This window comes from Streptomyces sp. NPDC002795, assembly GCF_042888725.1.
Taxonomy (GTDB): domain Bacteria; phylum Actinomycetota; class Actinomycetes; order Streptomycetales; family Streptomycetaceae; genus Streptomyces.
This window is the reverse complement of record NZ_JBIAQB010000009.1, coordinates 22741-36194: the sequence shown is the minus strand read 5'-3', so window position 1 is coordinate 36194 and position 13454 is coordinate 22741. Positions and strand designations below refer to the sequence as shown.

The window sequence follows — 13454 nt, the reverse complement described above, 5'->3', positions numbered from 1 at the left end:
GGGTCCGCGTCACACCACCGCCCGCGCCACCCGGTTCCCCGCCGCCACCCGCGGCGCGTTGGCGGGGCCGCGGCGGCGGGGGTGCACGGTGTTGGCGAGGAGGATCAGGAAGGTGTCGGTCGCCGGGTCGATGACCAGGGACGTACCCGTGAAGCCGGTGTGGCCCGCCGCGCCGCGGCCCGCCAGTTCGCCCATGAACCACGACTGGTCGAGGCGGAAGCCGAGGCCGGGCGGCGTCAGCATCAGGTCGACGAAGTCGGGGCCGAGAATGCGGGCCGTGCCGTAGGAGCCGCCGGTGAGGAGCGTGCGGCACAGGACCGCGAGGTCGTACGCCGTGGAGAAGAGGCCCGCGTGGCCGGCCACGCCGCCGAGCGCCCAGGCGTTCTCGTCGTGCACCTCGCCGCGCAGCATGCCCCGGTCGGCCTTCGCCCAGGGGCGGCGCTGGTCCTCGGTGGCGGCGGCGTCGGGGCGCGGCCCGTACGACGTGGCGGTCATGCCGAGGGGGCGGGTGATGCCCTCGTGGATGAGGACGTCGAGGGGGCGGTCCGTGATCCGTTCGAGGACGTGCTGGAGGAGCAGCATGTTCAGGTCGGAGTAGAGGTAGTCGCCCGGGGGCGAGGACGGCGCCTCCGCGTGCAGCAGCGCCGCCCGCGCGGCGGCGTCCGGGGCGTCGTACAGCGGGAGTTCGGGGCGCAGGCCCGAGGTGTGGGTGAGGAGCTGGCGGACCGTGATGGCGCCCCTGGCCGCGGCCGTGAACTCGGGGACGTAGGCGGCGACCTTCGCGTCGATGCCGAGTCTGCCGCGCTCGATCTGCTGCACGGCGGCGATCGAGGTGAAGAGCTTGGTGAGTGAGGCCAGGTCGAAGGGGGTGTCCGCCGTCATCGGGACGCGGGCCTCGGGCGGCAGCTCGATTCCCGTGTCCGTCGCCTCGTCGTACGACGCGTAGCGCGCCGCCCAGCCGTGCGCCGCCTCCACCGCGATCACCGGTCCGCGCCCGGCGAGCGCGACGACCCCGGCGCACCAGGGCCGCGCCCCCTCGGGCAGCCGGCGCACATCGGAGACGAGCCCGGCGAGCTGCTCCCCGTCGAGCCCCGCCCGCTCGGGGGTGCCGTGCCGCAGTCTTGGCGTGTTCAGCGCTGCTCACCCGCCGCGCGCTGTTGCCAGGGGCGGCACAGGGTCACGAAGGCGAGCGCCGCGACGATTCCGCAGACGAGCTGGACCAGCGCCATCGGGACCGCCGTGTGCTCGCCCGCGATGCCGACGAGCGGGGAGGCGATGGCGCCGATCAGGAACGAGGACGTGCCGAGCAGCGCGGACGCGGAGCCCGCCGCGTGCGGGGTGCGCATGAGGGCGAGGGCGTTGGTGTTGGGCGTGGTCAGGGCCATGCAGGCCATAAGGACGAAGAGGCCCGCGGCGACGGGGGCGAGGCCGAGTTCCTCGGGCGTGCCGAAGACGCCGCTGGCGGCCAGGAGGAGGAAGGCGGCGGCGAGGACGACCAGGGTGAGGCCGATGCCGAGCACCTTGTTGAGGTCGACCCGGCCGACGAGCACCTTGCCGTTGAGCTGGCCGACGGCGATCAGGCCGATCGAGTTGAGCCCGAAGAGGAGGCTGAAGGTCTGCGGGGACGCCCCGTAGATCTCCTGGATCACGAACGGGCTGGCGCTCACGTACGCGAAGAGCGCCGCGAAGGCGAAGCCGCCGACGAGGGTGTAGCCGAGGAAGACGCGGTCGGCGAGCAGGCCGCGCATCGTGCGCAGCGCCTCCCCGGTGCCGCCGCTGTGCCGCCGCTCGGGCGCGAGGGTCTCCGGCAGGAACTTCCACACGACGGCGGTGAGCGCGATGCCGATGCCGGTGAGCACGACGAAGACGCCGCGCCAGTCGGTGAACCGCAGGACCTGGCCGCCGATCAGCGGCGCGAGGATCGGGGCGATGCCGGAGATCAGCATCAGCGAGGAGAAGAACCGGGCCATCGCGACGCCGTCGTAGAGGTCGCGGACCACGGCGCGGGCGATCACGATGCCCGCCGAGCCGGCGAGCCCCTGCATCAGCCGGAAGGCGATGAGCAGCGTGGCGTTCGGCGCGAAGGCGCAGATCGCGGTGGCCACGATGTAGATCAGCAGGCTGACGATCAGCGGCCTGCGGCGGCCCCACTTGTCGCTCATCGGGCCGACCACGAGCTGCCCGAGCGCCATGCCGGTCAGGCAGGCGGTGAGGGTGAGCTGGGCGGTGGCGGCCGAGGTGTGCAGCACCTCGGTGACCTCCGGCAGGGCCGGGAGGTACATGTCCATGGAGAGCGGCGGTACGGCGGTCAGCCCGCCGAGGATGAAGGTGACGAGGAGGCTCGCGCCGGCCCCGACGACCGCCTTGGGAACGGGTGTTGGGGTCCCGGTGCGGACCTCACCGGTCGCGTCCTCCCCCGTGGTGCTCCCGGTGGAACATCCGCTGTCCTTCATCCCGTTGCCCCTCGTTTCCCTTCGTCTCTCCCGGCCATCTGTGCGATTCCCTATGCTCTCAGCTCGGCGGTGCGGTTGAGACCAATATGTGAAGCGGGTGGGCACGATGACAGAGCGGGTGCGCTGGGGAATCCTCGCGACGGGTGGGATCGCCGCGTCGTTCACGGCCGATCTGCTGGATCTGCCGGATGCCGAGGTGGTGGCGGTGGCCTCGCGCAAGGATGCCTCCGCGAAGGCGTTCGCCGAACGGTTCGGCATCGAGCGGGCGTACGGCGACTGGGCCTCGCTCGCGGCGGACGAGGATGTGGATGTCGTGTACGTCGCGACACCGCACGCCGCGCACCGGGAGGCCGCCGGGCTCTGCCTGGAGGCGGGCCGCCCGGTGCTGTGCGAGAAGGCGTTCACGCTGAACGCGCGGGAGGCGGCGGAGCTGGTGACGCTCGCGCGCTCGCGGGGCGTGTTCCTGATGGAGGCCATGTGGATGTACTGCCATCCGCTGGTGCGGCGGATGAAGACGCTCGTCGACGAAGGGGCGATCGGTGAAGTCCGCACGGTGCAGGCCGACTTCGGTCTCGCCGGGCCTTTCCCGCCCGCGCACCGGCTGCGTGATCCCGCACAGGGCGGCGGCGCGCTCCTGGACCTCGGGGTGTACCCGGTGTCGTTCGCGCATCTGCTGCTCGGGGAGCCCTCCGCCGTGACGGCGTCCGCGCAGCTCTCCGACGAGGGCGTCGACCTCCAGACCGGGATGCTGCTCTCGTGGGACAGCGGGGCGCGGGCGCTGCTGCACTGCGCGCTCAACGCCGGTACGGGCGTGACCGCGTCGGTCACCGGGTCGGCCGGGCGGATCGACGTGCCGGGCGCGTTCTTCTCCCCGGAGCGGTTCGTGCTGCACCGGGACGGGCGGGACCCGGAGGAGTTCGTGGCGGCGCCGGAGGACGGGCCGCACGACTCCATGCGGCACGAGGCGATCGAGGTGATGCGGCGGATCCGGGCGGGCGACACGGAGTCGCCGCTGGTGCCGCTGGAGGGTTCGCTCGCCGTGATGCGGACGCTCGACGCCGTCAGGGAACGGGTCGGCGTCCGCTATCCCGGCGAGTGACGCCCGGCGTTACGCGGGCTTGAGTCCGGGCTCTCCCACGGCCGTCACGAACGAGGCCGCCGTGGTGAGGGCCGCCCCCGGCGTGGTCACCGCGGACACCGTCTTGAAGTCGGCCCGCGCCGCGTCCTGCCCCAGCTCCACGGTCGTGTAGCCGCGCTGACCGTTGTAGTGCTTCATGTGCGGGTTACGGGCGAGGTACCCGGCCCAGTTGGACGGCTTGGCGGAGCCGTCCTTGCCGCTGGCGACGGACGTCGTGACGATCTCGGTGCCGACCGTGCGCGAGTCCTGGTCGTCGGCGTCCCGCTTGATGTCCATGGCGTACGAGACGTGCACGTCGCCGGTGAGGACCATCAGGTTCTCGACGCGGGCCGCCTCGGCGCCCTTGAGGATCCGCTCGCGGGAGGCCGGGTAGCCGTCCCAGGAGTCCATGGAGAGCGTCGTGTTGCCCGCGGCGGCGTTGTTCCGGCGGGAGAACGTGACCTGCTGCGGCACGACGTTCCACAGTGCCCGCGAGTCGCGCCAGCCGTCGGTCAGCCAGCGCTCCTGGGTGAAGCCGGGCAGCGTCTGCGAGGTGGCCTCGGACTCGGGCGTCGGGGTCTTCCAGCCGTCGCCGTTGGCCTGGTCGGTGCGGTACTGGCGGGTGTCGAGGATGTCGAACTGGGCGAGCCGGCCCCAGTGCAGCCGCCGGTAGACCTTCATGTCCGGGCCGCTGGGGACCTGGGGGCGGCGCAGCGGCTGGTTCTCCCAGTACGCGCGGTACGCGGAGGCGCGGCGCAGCAGGAACTCCTCGGGCGGATTGCCGTTCTCGTCGGTGTCGCCCGCGTAGTTGTTCTCGGTCTCGTGGTCGTCCCAGGTGACGACGAAGGGGTGCGCGGCGTGCGCGGCGCGCAGGTTCTCGTCGGTCTTGTAGAGGGCGTACCGCAGCCGGTAGTCCGCCAGCGTCGTGGTCTCCCGGTTGAAGACGTCGGGCAGGACGCGGTCGGTGTAGTTCCGGGCGCCGCCGACGGAGGTGACGGCGTACTCGTAGAGGTAGTCGCCGAGGTGGAAGACGACGTCGACGTCCTCCTGCGCCAGGTGCTTGTACGCGGTGAAGTATCCGTCGTGGTACGCCTGGCAGGACACGGCGGCGAGGGTGAGCGCGGAGGTCTTCGCGCCGGCGGCGGGCGCGGTGCGGGTGCGGCCGGCCGGACTCACCCAACTCCCCGCGCGGAAGCGGTAGTAGTACACGCGGCCCGCGGCGAGCCCCGCGACCTCGACGTGCACGGAGTGGTTGTACTCGGGGTGCGCGGTGGTGGTGCCGCGCCTGATGACCCGCCGGAACCTCTCGTCGAGCGCCAGCTCCCAGGCCACGTCGACGCGGGCGGCGGGCAGCCCGCCGCCGGTCTCGTACGGGGACGGGGCGAGCCGCGTCCACAGCAGTACGGAGTCGGGGAGCGGGTCGCCGGAGGCGATGCCGAGCGTGAAGGGGTCGCTCTTGATCTTCCGGGCGTCGAGTTCGGCGGCGGCCGCGGTGCCGGCGGTCGGCAGGTTGGTCGCGAAGGCGAGCGCGGCGGCGGCTCCGGTGACGGTGAGGAATCTTCTGCGGCCCAAGTGCTGGGCGGCGACGCGAAGTTCGGCTGCGTGCTGCGGTATGTGAGGCATGAAGCGTTATTGCAGTGGCCGGGGACGACCGTGGACTGTCACGTACACAACAGCCACATGTCGGATCGATGATCTCCGCGTGGCCGCGCGACCCGTACGCTGCGGCCTCATGAACGCTTCGCAAACGGACCCCGCTTCGCGCACCGCCGTCGTCACCGGGGCAGGCTCCGGCATCGGCCGGGCCGTCGCCCTGGAACTGCTGCGCGCGGGCTGGCGCGTGGCCCTCGCGGGCCGCCGCACCGAGACCCTGGAGGCGACCGCGGCGCTCGCCCCGGACGCCGACTCCCTCGCGGTCCGCGCTGACGTGTCGGACCCGGCGGCCGTGGCGGCCCTCTTCGCCACCGTCCGCGACCACTTCGGCCGCCTCGACCTGCTCTTCAACAACGCGGGCACGTTCGGCCCCGGCGGCGTGGGCATCGAGGACCTGGAGTACGACGCGTGGCGCCACGTCGTCGACGTCAACCTCAACGGGGCGTTCCTGTGCGCCCAGGCGGCGTTCCGGCAGATGAAGGAGCAGGACCCGCGGGGCGGCCGGATCATCAACAACGGCTCCATCTCGGCGCACGCGCCGCGCCCGCGCTCGATCGCGTACACGACGACGAAGCACGCCCTGACCGGCCTGACGAAGTCGCTCTCCCTGGACGGCCGCCCCTACCGGATCGCCTGCGGCCAGATCGACATCGGCAACGCGGCGACCGACATGACCGAGGTCATGCAGCGCGGCATCCCGCAGGCGAACGGTGAGCTGGCGGCGGAGCCGGTGATGGACGTCGCGGACGTGGGCCGCACGGTGCGGCACATGGCGGAACTGCCACTGGAGGCGAACGTCCAGTTCGCGACGGTCCTGGCGACGAACATGCCGTACATCGGCCGGGGCTGATCCCCGACTGCCCCCGAGCCCCGGCGTGCGGTCTTGATCCACTGAACTACTGTCACTCGAACGGGCCCGCGCACCGCGTGCGGGCCGGACGACTGACGGACGGTGAAGTCATGACCTGCTCACGTTTTCGTACGTCTCGTAATTCCTGCCCCGGGCGCCGCGACCTCGGGCTGCTCGCGCTGCGCGTCGGCACCGGCGGGGTGCTCGCCGTGCACGGCGCGCAGAAACTCCTCGGCTGGTTCGGGGGCGGCGGGCTGTCCGGCACGGCCGCCGGCATGGAGGCCATGGGGTACCACCCGCCCAAGGCCAGCGCCGTCGCGGCCGGGCTCGGGGAGGCGGGCGGCGGGGCGCTGCTCGTGCTCGGGCTCGCGACGCCGGTGGGCGGGGCGGCCGCCGCCGGGACCATGGCGGGCGCGGCCGCGGTGCACGCGCCGAACGGGTTCTTCGCGCAGGGCGGCGGCTACGAGTACCCGGCGTTCCTCGGCTTCGTCGCGGCGGGCCTCGCGGTGACCGGCGCGGGCCGCTACTCCCTCGACCACGCGCTCGGCCACGCCCTGGACCGGCACTGGATGGTGCCGGCGGCGCTCGTCGGGGCGGGCGCTGCGGCGCTGGCCGTGGTGGCGACGCGCAACAAGCAGGTGGCCGCGGCGCAGGACGCCAAGGAAGAGGAATAAGCCTCTAGTCTCGTCGCCCGTGACGACGAACGACGACGCCCTGTGGACCACGATCGACCAGCTGCGCGCCTGGCTCGACGCCAACAACGCCCGCCCGCCCCAAGAGGCCCTCCTCCTACGGATGCTGAAGCTCTCGGAGGAGGTCGGCGAGGTCTCCGAGGCGGTGATCGGCGCGGTCGGCCAGAACCCGCGCAAGGGCGTCAGCCACTCCTGGGGTGACGTCGAGTCGGAGCTGTGCGACGTGGTCGTGACGGCTCTGGTCGCCCTCGGCACGCTGACGCCGGACCCGCGGGGTGCGCTCAGCGCGCACGTGGCGAAGGTGGCGGAGCGCTCCCTGGGCCGATCAGGCCCCTGACCGGACCCCCTCCCGGTTACGCTGGCGGGGATCATTGGCCATGGTCACAGGGGGCACGGAGTGGACAGCGGCATCGTCACGGCGGTCAGCAGTAACGGGACGTACTCCTTCACCAAGCCGAACCGGCAGAGCATCACGCTGCTCGCGGGGCTCGGCGTCGAGGGCGATGTGCACGCGGGTGTCACCGTCAAGCACCGCTCCCGCGTCGCCAAGGACCCGACGCAGCCGAATCTCCGCCAAGTGCACCTGATGCACGAGGAGTTGTTCGGGGAGGTCGCCGGGGCGGGGCACGCGGTGCGGCCCGGCGAGCTCGGTGAGAACGTCACCACGCGCGGCATCGACCTGCTGGCCCTGCCCACCGGGACGCTGCTGCACCTCGGCGAGGGCGGCGCCGTCGTCGAGGTCACGGGGCTGCGCAACCCGTGCGTTCAGATCGAGGCGTTCCAGGACGGGCTCCTCAAGCAGGTCGTGGGGCGGGACCCGGAGACCGGCGAGCTCGTGCGGAAGGCCGGAGTCATGAGCGTCGTACGGGACGGCGGCGAGGTCAGGGCCGGTGACACGATCCGGGTGGAGCTGCCCGCCGAACCGTTCCGGCCGCTGGAGAAGGTCTGAACCCCACACGGGTAGGGGACGTCAGGTGAACGGCTACCATCGCCGCCATGACTGACAGGCACCACAGCACCGAACTCCCGCGCCTGGGTGTGGCCATCGTCACCATGGGCAACCGCCCCAAGGACGTGGACGCCCTCCTGGAATCGGTGGCCAAGCAGGATGCGGTGCCGACCCGCGTCGTCATGATCGGCAACGGAACGCCGCTGCCCGCGTACCCCGGCTACCCGTTCGAGGTCACGACGGTCGAGCTGGACGACAACCTCGGCTGCCCCGGCGGCCGCAACGTCGCCCTCGCCCGGCTGCGCGAGTTCGGCGACGTGGACGTGGCCGTGGAGCTCGACGACGACGGGCTGCTCGTCGACGCCGATGTGTTCTCCACCATTCAGCACCTGTTCGCCGAGGACCCCGGGCTCGGCATCGTCGGCTTCCGCATCGCCGACGAGCTCGGCGAGACCCAGCGCCGCCATGTGCCGAGGCTGCGCGCGAAGGACCCGATGAAGCGGGGCCTCGTGACCGCGTTCCTCGGTGGCGCGCACGGTTTCTCTATGAAGATGCTCGAAGAGACCGGTGACTGGCCCGCCGACTTCTTCTTCACGCACGAGGAGACCGACCTCGCGTGGCGGGCCCTGGATGCGGGCTGGAAGGTGCTGTACGAGCCGGCGCTGCTGCTCCAGCACCCCAAGACGTCCCCGGCCCGGCACGCCGTCTACTACCGGATGACCGCCCGTAACCGGGTCTGGCTGGCCCGCCGCCGCCTCCCCCTCCCGCTGATCCCCCTGTACCTGGCGGTGTGGACGGGCATCACCCTGCTGCGTACTCGCTCCCTCGGCGGCCTGCGCGCCTGGGCGGGCGGCTTCGCCGAGGGCCTGCGCGCGTCCGCCGGTGAGCGGCGGCCGATGCGGTGGCGGACGGTGTGGCGGATGACGCGGCTCGGGCGCCCGCCGCTGATCTGACCGTACGGGGGTCAGCACCCGCCCTCAGGTGCTTCGCTGGCCCCATGATTGTCGTCGCCACCAGTGTCATCGCGGTCCTCGGCACCCTGCTGGGCGCCACCCTGAGCCACATACTGCAGAGCCGTACGGCGGCCCGCGGCCAGAACTTCGCGCGCGCCGAACAGCTCCGCCAGGAACGCATCGCCGCCTACTGCGCGTTCGGTGGGGCGCTCGACAACTACCGGCGGGGACAGCTGGACCGCTGGTTCCCCACGCACGTCGACCGGCCGGGCGAGACGGTCGACGTCCACGAACTGCGCCGCGAGGCACAGCGGTTGAGGACGGCGGCCATGGAGGCCATGTTCCGCGTCGACCTCCTCACCGCGGACCCGGCCCTGACCACGCTCGCCCGCGAGGCGATGGCGTCCGTCGACCGCATCATGACGGCCGACGACCGCGAGGAACTCCGTCTCGTACGGGACGAGTCGCGGGGCCTGATCCACGACTTCATCGCGGCGTCGCGCCCGCACGTGCGAGTGGCGTGACGGCCCTCGTCAGATCGACTCCAGGCTCCGCCCGGTGGTCCGCGGCCCGAGCAGCCGTACGTTCAGGCACAGGATCAGCATCAACACACCCGACCCGATGAACACCGCGTCCGCGCCCAGGTCTTCGAGCACGTCGATCGCGATGAACGGCAGCACGACCGAGGTCAGCCGGGACAGCGAGTACGCGATGCCGATGGCGCTGGAGCGCATGCCCGTCGGGAAGATCTCCGTCTGGTAGACGTGGAAGGCGTTCGAGAAGACGTTGGAGCACACGGTGAGCAGGAAGCCCGCCCCGACGATCAGCCAGGACGCCTCCGCGAACCCGAAGACCAGGCCGAACGCGGCGATCCCGAGCGCCGACAGGATGATGAGCGTGCGCCGCTCGATCCGGTCGATCAGCGGCACGGACAGCGCCGATCCCACCGGGTAGCCGAGGTAGCTGAGGGCCGCGTACGAGAGGGACTCCGTGACGGTGTGTCCCTTGGCCTGGAGGACGACGGGCGCGAGCGAGCCGAAGCCGTAGTAGCCGACGGTCTGCAGGATCTGGAAGATCCACCACATGATGGTGCGGCGTCGGTACGGGGCCTTGAACATCTGGCCCAGCGGCACCTTTTGGGTGTCCGCGGCTTCGGCTCGCTGTACCGGGGTTGCGGTCGCGGGGCTCTGCCCCGGGCCCCGCTGCTCAATCGCCGCAGGGGCTTGAGAGGTGATGGCCCGCACGACCGCATCCGCTTCGGCCGTCCGTCCCCGCGAGGCCAGCCAGCGCGGAGATTCCGGCAGCCGGGTCCGCAGGAGCTGGATGAACGCGGCGCCGAGCGCGCCCCCGACGAGCAGCCAGCGCCAGCCGTCGACCCCGAACAGCTCGTGCTTGGCGACGAGCCGTGCGCCGAGCAGTGCCGCGACGGGCACACCGACGAAGCCGAGGGTGTAGGCCCAGGCGATGTAGCGCCCGCGCACCTTGCGCGGCAGGAATTCCGCCAAGTACGTGTCGACCAGCACCAGTTCGGCTCCGAGGCCGAGGCCGGCGAGGAAGCGGAGCGCGGAGAGCTGGGTCGCGTCCTGGGCGAAGGCGCAGGCCAGCGAGAACAGCGAGTAGAGCCCCAGGTTGACCAGGAACATCTTCCGTCGCCCGAACCGGTCGGCGAGCACGGACAGCACATTGGCGCCGACGAACATGCCCAGGAACCCGGAGGCGATCAGCCACGACTTCTCGGTGCCCGACAGCTGCCAGGACTCGGCGAGCGCGGCGGCGAGCACGCCGCCGAGGAACACCTCGTAGAGGTCGAAGAAGGCTCCGATGCCGACGATCGCGGTCAGCCGCCGGTGCCACGGACCGACGGGCAGCCGGTCGAGCCTGCCGACCGGGTCCGTCGTGTCGTTCATGTCCGGGGTGGCGGCAGCCCCCGTGACGCCCTGCTCACTCATGGGCACAGACGTTAGCTGTAAGCGGCAGCTAAATGAAGGCCTTGATTCCGCTTCTGGCCTGGCGTAATGGACGCGCGGCAGTAAGCCGTCTCAGCCCGGCATCCCCGGCTCCGCGAGCCCGCTCTCGTACGCGATGATGACCAGCTGCGCGCGATCCCGGGCGTGAAGTTTCGCGAGGAGGCTGCTGACGTGGGTCTTCACGGTCGGCAGGCTGATCACCAGGCGCTCGCCGATCTCCGCGTTCGACAGGCCGTTGGCGACGAGGACGAGCGCCTCCTGCTCCCGCGGGGTGAGGCCGACGAGTCGGGGCGCGGGAGTCGGGGCGGCGGGCGGGCGGGAGAAGTTCGCGATGAGGCGGCGGGTGACCGTCGGGGCGAGGACGCTCTCGCCGGTGGCGATCACCCGGATCCCCTGGACGAGTTCGGTCGGTGAGGCGTCCTTGAGGAGGAAGCCGCTCGCGCCCGCCTGGAGCGCCGGGTACACGTACTCGTCCATGTCGAACATGGTGAGGGCCAGGACCCGCACGCCGGAGAGGGTCGCGTCGGCGCAGATCTGCCGGGTGGCCGCGATGCCGTCCATGACGGGCATCCGCAGGTCCATCAGGACGACGTCGGGTCGCAGTTCGCGGGCGAGCCGCACCGCGGTCGCGCCGTCGCCCGCCTCGCCGACGGCGGCCATGCCGGGCGTCGAGTCGACGAGGACACGGAAGCTTCCGCGCAGCAGCGTCTGGTCGTCGGCGATCAGTACCCGCACGGCTCCAGTCATGAGGGGAACATTATCCGTTGCCCGGCAGGGCCAGTTCGCCGATGCCGTCGCCCCTGTCCGTCGCCTGCGTGCCGTAAGGCGCTGAGAGTTCGGCGACGTCCGTGAGAATCTCCTTGGCCTCGGTCTGCCCGGCCAGACGCGGACGGCCGCGGCGGTGGACGGGTTCGCCGAAGCCCAGGTCGACGGGGTGCAGACGGGCCTCGGTCAGCTCGCCGTCGTCGAAGGTGAGGACCGGTACGAGCGAGCGCCAGTAGCGGCGGTGCGGGGCGAACAGACGGCGGCCGTGGCCGCTCAGTTCGTCGAAGTACCTCCCGGGGGTGGGCTGTTGGAGGTTCGGGAGGTTCGCGTAGTCCTCGGCGGGGAGCCGGTCGGCGAGCTCGATCTGACTGACGATGTTCCCCAGGCTGTAGAAGATCGGGCGGCCCCGGTACAGCTCGATGCCGCGCAGGAAGTGCGGCCCGTGCCCGGCGACCATGTCCGCGCCCGCGTCGATCGCCCGGTGGGCGAACGTGCGGAGGAACTCGCCGGGTTCCTCGGGTGTCGGGCCCGGCTCGTGGGAGTGCACGCTGACCAGGACGAGGTCGGCCCGGGTGCGCGCCTCGGCGATCCACCGCCCGATGTCGGCGAGGTCCCCCGGGTCGCAGGCGGTCGTCATGCCGGGCTCGTCCGCCTCCCGGAACCGCGCCCCGTACAGCGTGTACCGGCCGGGTCCTGGCAGCGCGGGGTCGATGCCGAGCAGGGTGCGCGCCTCCGCCCGGCGCGCCCGCAGGCCCGTCTCCGCGTCGATCGCGCGCAGGACGTCGAGCTGCGCGGCGGTCACGTCGAGGGTGGCACTGTGCCGCAGCGCGCTCACGCCCGGCCGGCCGGGCAGGTCGGGCGAGGGTGGGGCCGCCTCCTGCCCCGGCAGGAACGTGGCGCTGCACGCGATCAGGGCCAGGCTGCCGCCGGGACGGTCGACGTAGACGGGGCGTCGCGCGGCCGTCAGGTCGGCGCCGATCCCGGCGAACGGGAGGCCTCGCGCGGTCATCAGGTCGACCGTGCCGAGCAGCCCTTCCACGCCCATGTCGAGGGCGTGGTTGTTGGCGCAGCCGAACACGGTGAAGCCCGCGTCGGTGAGCCCGTCGAGCACGCCCGCGTCGGCGACGAGGGCGCCGCCGCCCGCGGCGTTGTGGACCGGGTGGCCGCGCCCCACGCTGGGCACGACCTCCAGGTTGGTGAACGCGAAGTCGGCGCCGCGCAACAGCTCGCGCAGGTCCCGCGCGGCCGGCCCGTCGGTGATCGGCGCACCCCTGGTGGCCATGGCGTCGCCGGAGAGCGCCACGGTGAGGCGGCTCATCGGCGGGCCTTCGCGACGGCGCGGGTGAGCTCGCCGGCGGCCTTCCCGCCGGTGACGTCGATCCGTTCCCCGGCGACCATGACGGTCGGGGTCAGGGACACCTTGCGGGAGGCTGCCACGTCGGACACGTAGCGCACCCACGGCTTGTGCGGGGCGTCGCGGACGCAGCGCGCGAAGGAGGCGTCGGTGATCCCCGCGTCGGCGGCGGACTTGATGAGCTGGGTGTCGCTCAGGCCGGGGCCCCGCTCGGGGGGCTGCTTCTCGAAGAGGACGGCCGTGTACTCCTCGAACTTGCCCGCGTCCGCCGCGCAGGCCGCGGCGGACGCCGCCCTCGTCGAGTAGCCGCCGGGACTGCTGTAGTCGTCGAGGAACGCGACGGGGTGGTAGACGAGACGGATGTCTCCCTTCGCCGTCAGGGTCTTCAGCGTGCGGGCCATGGAGCGCTCGGTGTTGCGGCACTCGGGGCAGAGGTAGTCGAGGTAGAGGTCGACGCGGACCTCCCCCTTCGACGCCGTGATCCCCGCCTTGTCGCCGGCCACCCCCGCGGGTGCCCGGTCGGGGGCCTTGCCCGGGTCGGAGTCGTTCGCCTTCACCAGGCCCGCGCCGACGAGCGCGGCCGCGGTGACGACGACTGCGGCGACGGTCGACACGACGACGGTGCGCCGCCTGCGGTGCCGCTTGCGGACCATGTCCCGTACAGATGCGTCCGTGGTGCTCGTGGTGTTCGTGGGCTCCAT

Annotated in this window: 14 protein-coding genes; 7 read left to right on the top strand and 7 right to left on the bottom strand. The window is 72.1% G+C overall.

The features are described from left to right. Positions 1-9: 9 nt before the first annotated feature. Positions 10-1134: a serine hydrolase domain-containing protein gene (locus ACFYWS_RS26395; protein ID WP_389281046.1), complete on the bottom strand. Its 1125-nt coding sequence runs from the start codon at positions 1132-1134 to the stop codon at positions 10-12. Then, positions 1131-2453, bottom strand: coding sequence for a multidrug effflux MFS transporter (locus ACFYWS_RS26390; protein ID WP_389280595.1), 1323 nt, complete (start codon positions 2451-2453; stop codon positions 1131-1133). Before ACFYWS_RS26390 ends, ACFYWS_RS26395 begins: the two co-directional genes overlap by 4 nt. A 106-nt stretch (positions 2454-2559) precedes the next feature. Here ACFYWS_RS26390 and ACFYWS_RS26385 point away from each other — a divergent pair, with 106 nt between their 5' ends. After that, positions 2560-3552, top strand: coding sequence for a Gfo/Idh/MocA family protein (locus tag ACFYWS_RS26385; protein WP_389280594.1), 993 nt, complete (start codon positions 2560-2562; stop codon positions 3550-3552). Positions 3553-3561: 9 nt separating this feature from the next. On the opposite strand, the gene ACFYWS_RS26380 is transcribed toward ACFYWS_RS26385, so the two are convergent. Then, positions 3562-5193, bottom strand: coding sequence for an alkaline phosphatase D family protein (locus ACFYWS_RS26380; protein ID WP_389280593.1), 1632 nt, complete (start codon positions 5191-5193; stop codon positions 3562-3564). A gap of 109 nt (positions 5194-5302) precedes the next feature. Here ACFYWS_RS26380 and ACFYWS_RS26375 point away from each other — a divergent pair, with 109 nt between their 5' ends. The 6 genes from ACFYWS_RS26375 (at position 5303) to ACFYWS_RS26350 (ending at position 9191) form a co-directional block, all read left to right on the top strand. Beyond that, the gene (locus ACFYWS_RS26375) at positions 5303-6073 is read left to right on the top strand and encodes an SDR family oxidoreductase (RefSeq protein ID WP_389280592.1); all 771 of its coding nucleotides are present in this window, start codon (positions 5303-5305) and stop codon (positions 6071-6073) included. 110 nt (positions 6074-6183) lie between these two features. Further along, positions 6184-6747, top strand: coding sequence for a DoxX family protein (locus ACFYWS_RS26370; protein WP_389280591.1), 564 nt, complete (start codon positions 6184-6186; stop codon positions 6745-6747). A 19-nt stretch (positions 6748-6766) separates the two neighbouring features. After that, on the top strand, positions 6767-7102 hold the full coding sequence (locus ACFYWS_RS26365) for a MazG-like family protein (protein ID WP_389280590.1): 336 nt from the start codon (positions 6767-6769) through the stop codon (positions 7100-7102). A 60-nt stretch (positions 7103-7162) separates the two neighbouring features. Beyond that, positions 7163-7714, top strand: a complete 552-nt coding sequence (locus ACFYWS_RS26360; protein ID WP_389280589.1) for an MOSC domain-containing protein — start codon at positions 7163-7165, stop codon at positions 7712-7714. 47 nt (positions 7715-7761) lie between these two features. Further along, positions 7762-8667: a glycosyltransferase family 2 protein gene (locus ACFYWS_RS26355; RefSeq protein WP_389280588.1), complete on the top strand. Its 906-nt coding sequence runs from the start codon at positions 7762-7764 to the stop codon at positions 8665-8667. 44 nt (positions 8668-8711) lie between these two features. Continuing rightward, positions 8712-9191, top strand: a complete 480-nt coding sequence (locus ACFYWS_RS26350) for a hypothetical protein (RefSeq protein WP_389280587.1) — start codon at positions 8712-8714, stop codon at positions 9189-9191. Between the two features lie 9 nt (positions 9192-9200). On the opposite strand, the gene ACFYWS_RS26345 is transcribed toward ACFYWS_RS26350, so the two are convergent. The 4 genes from ACFYWS_RS26345 to ACFYWS_RS26330 all read right to left on the bottom strand — a co-directional run bounded on the left by ACFYWS_RS26345 (position 9201) and on the right by ACFYWS_RS26330 (position 13454). Next, positions 9201-10574, bottom strand: a complete 1374-nt coding sequence (locus tag ACFYWS_RS26345; protein ID WP_389281044.1) for an MFS transporter — start codon at positions 10572-10574, stop codon at positions 9201-9203. A gap of 132 nt (positions 10575-10706) precedes the next feature. Further along, on the bottom strand, positions 10707-11381 hold the full coding sequence (locus ACFYWS_RS26340) for a response regulator (RefSeq protein WP_389280586.1): 675 nt from the start codon (positions 11379-11381) through the stop codon (positions 10707-10709). A 10-nt stretch (positions 11382-11391) separates the two neighbouring features. Then, entirely contained in the window at positions 11392-12717 is a 1326-nt protein-coding gene (mslH, locus tag ACFYWS_RS26335) for a lasso peptide C-terminal Trp epimerase (protein WP_389280585.1), read from the bottom strand. Further along, a complete protein-coding gene (locus tag ACFYWS_RS26330) occupies positions 12714-13454 on the bottom strand; it encodes a DsbA family protein (protein ID WP_389280584.1) in 741 nt (246 codons plus the stop codon). Before ACFYWS_RS26330 ends, mslH begins: the two co-directional genes overlap by 4 nt.

Excerpts from the sequence above, each read along its gene's own strand:
- ACFYWS_RS26345 (WP_389281044.1), bottom strand. The coding sequence starts at position 10,574 with ATGAACGACACGACGGACCCGGTCGGCAGGCTCGACCGGCTGCCCGTC.
- ACFYWS_RS26370 (WP_389280591.1), top strand. The coding sequence starts at position 6,184 with ATGACCTGCTCACGTTTTCGTACGTCTCGTAATTCCTGCCCCGGGCGC.
- ACFYWS_RS26340 (WP_389280586.1), bottom strand. The coding sequence starts at position 11,381 with ATGACTGGAGCCGTGCGGGTACTGATCGCCGACGACCAGACGCTGCTG.
- mslH (WP_389280585.1), bottom strand. The coding sequence starts at position 12,717 with ATGAGCCGCCTCACCGTGGCGCTCTCCGGCGACGCCATGGCCACCAGG.
- ACFYWS_RS26385 (WP_389280594.1), top strand. The coding sequence starts at position 2,560 with ATGACAGAGCGGGTGCGCTGGGGAATCCTCGCGACGGGTGGGATCGCC.
- ACFYWS_RS26350 (WP_389280587.1), top strand. The coding sequence starts at position 8,712 with ATGATTGTCGTCGCCACCAGTGTCATCGCGGTCCTCGGCACCCTGCTG.
- ACFYWS_RS26380 (WP_389280593.1), bottom strand. The coding sequence starts at position 5,193 with ATGCCTCACATACCGCAGCACGCAGCCGAACTTCGCGTCGCCGCCCAG.
- ACFYWS_RS26375 (WP_389280592.1), top strand. The coding sequence starts at position 5,303 with ATGAACGCTTCGCAAACGGACCCCGCTTCGCGCACCGCCGTCGTCACC.
- ACFYWS_RS26355 (WP_389280588.1), top strand. The coding sequence starts at position 7,762 with ATGACTGACAGGCACCACAGCACCGAACTCCCGCGCCTGGGTGTGGCC.
- ACFYWS_RS26390 (WP_389280595.1), bottom strand. The coding sequence starts at position 2,453 with ATGAAGGACAGCGGATGTTCCACCGGGAGCACCACGGGGGAGGACGCG.
- ACFYWS_RS26330 (WP_389280584.1), bottom strand. The coding sequence starts at position 13,454 with ATGGAGCCCACGAACACCACGAGCACCACGGACGCATCTGTACGGGAC.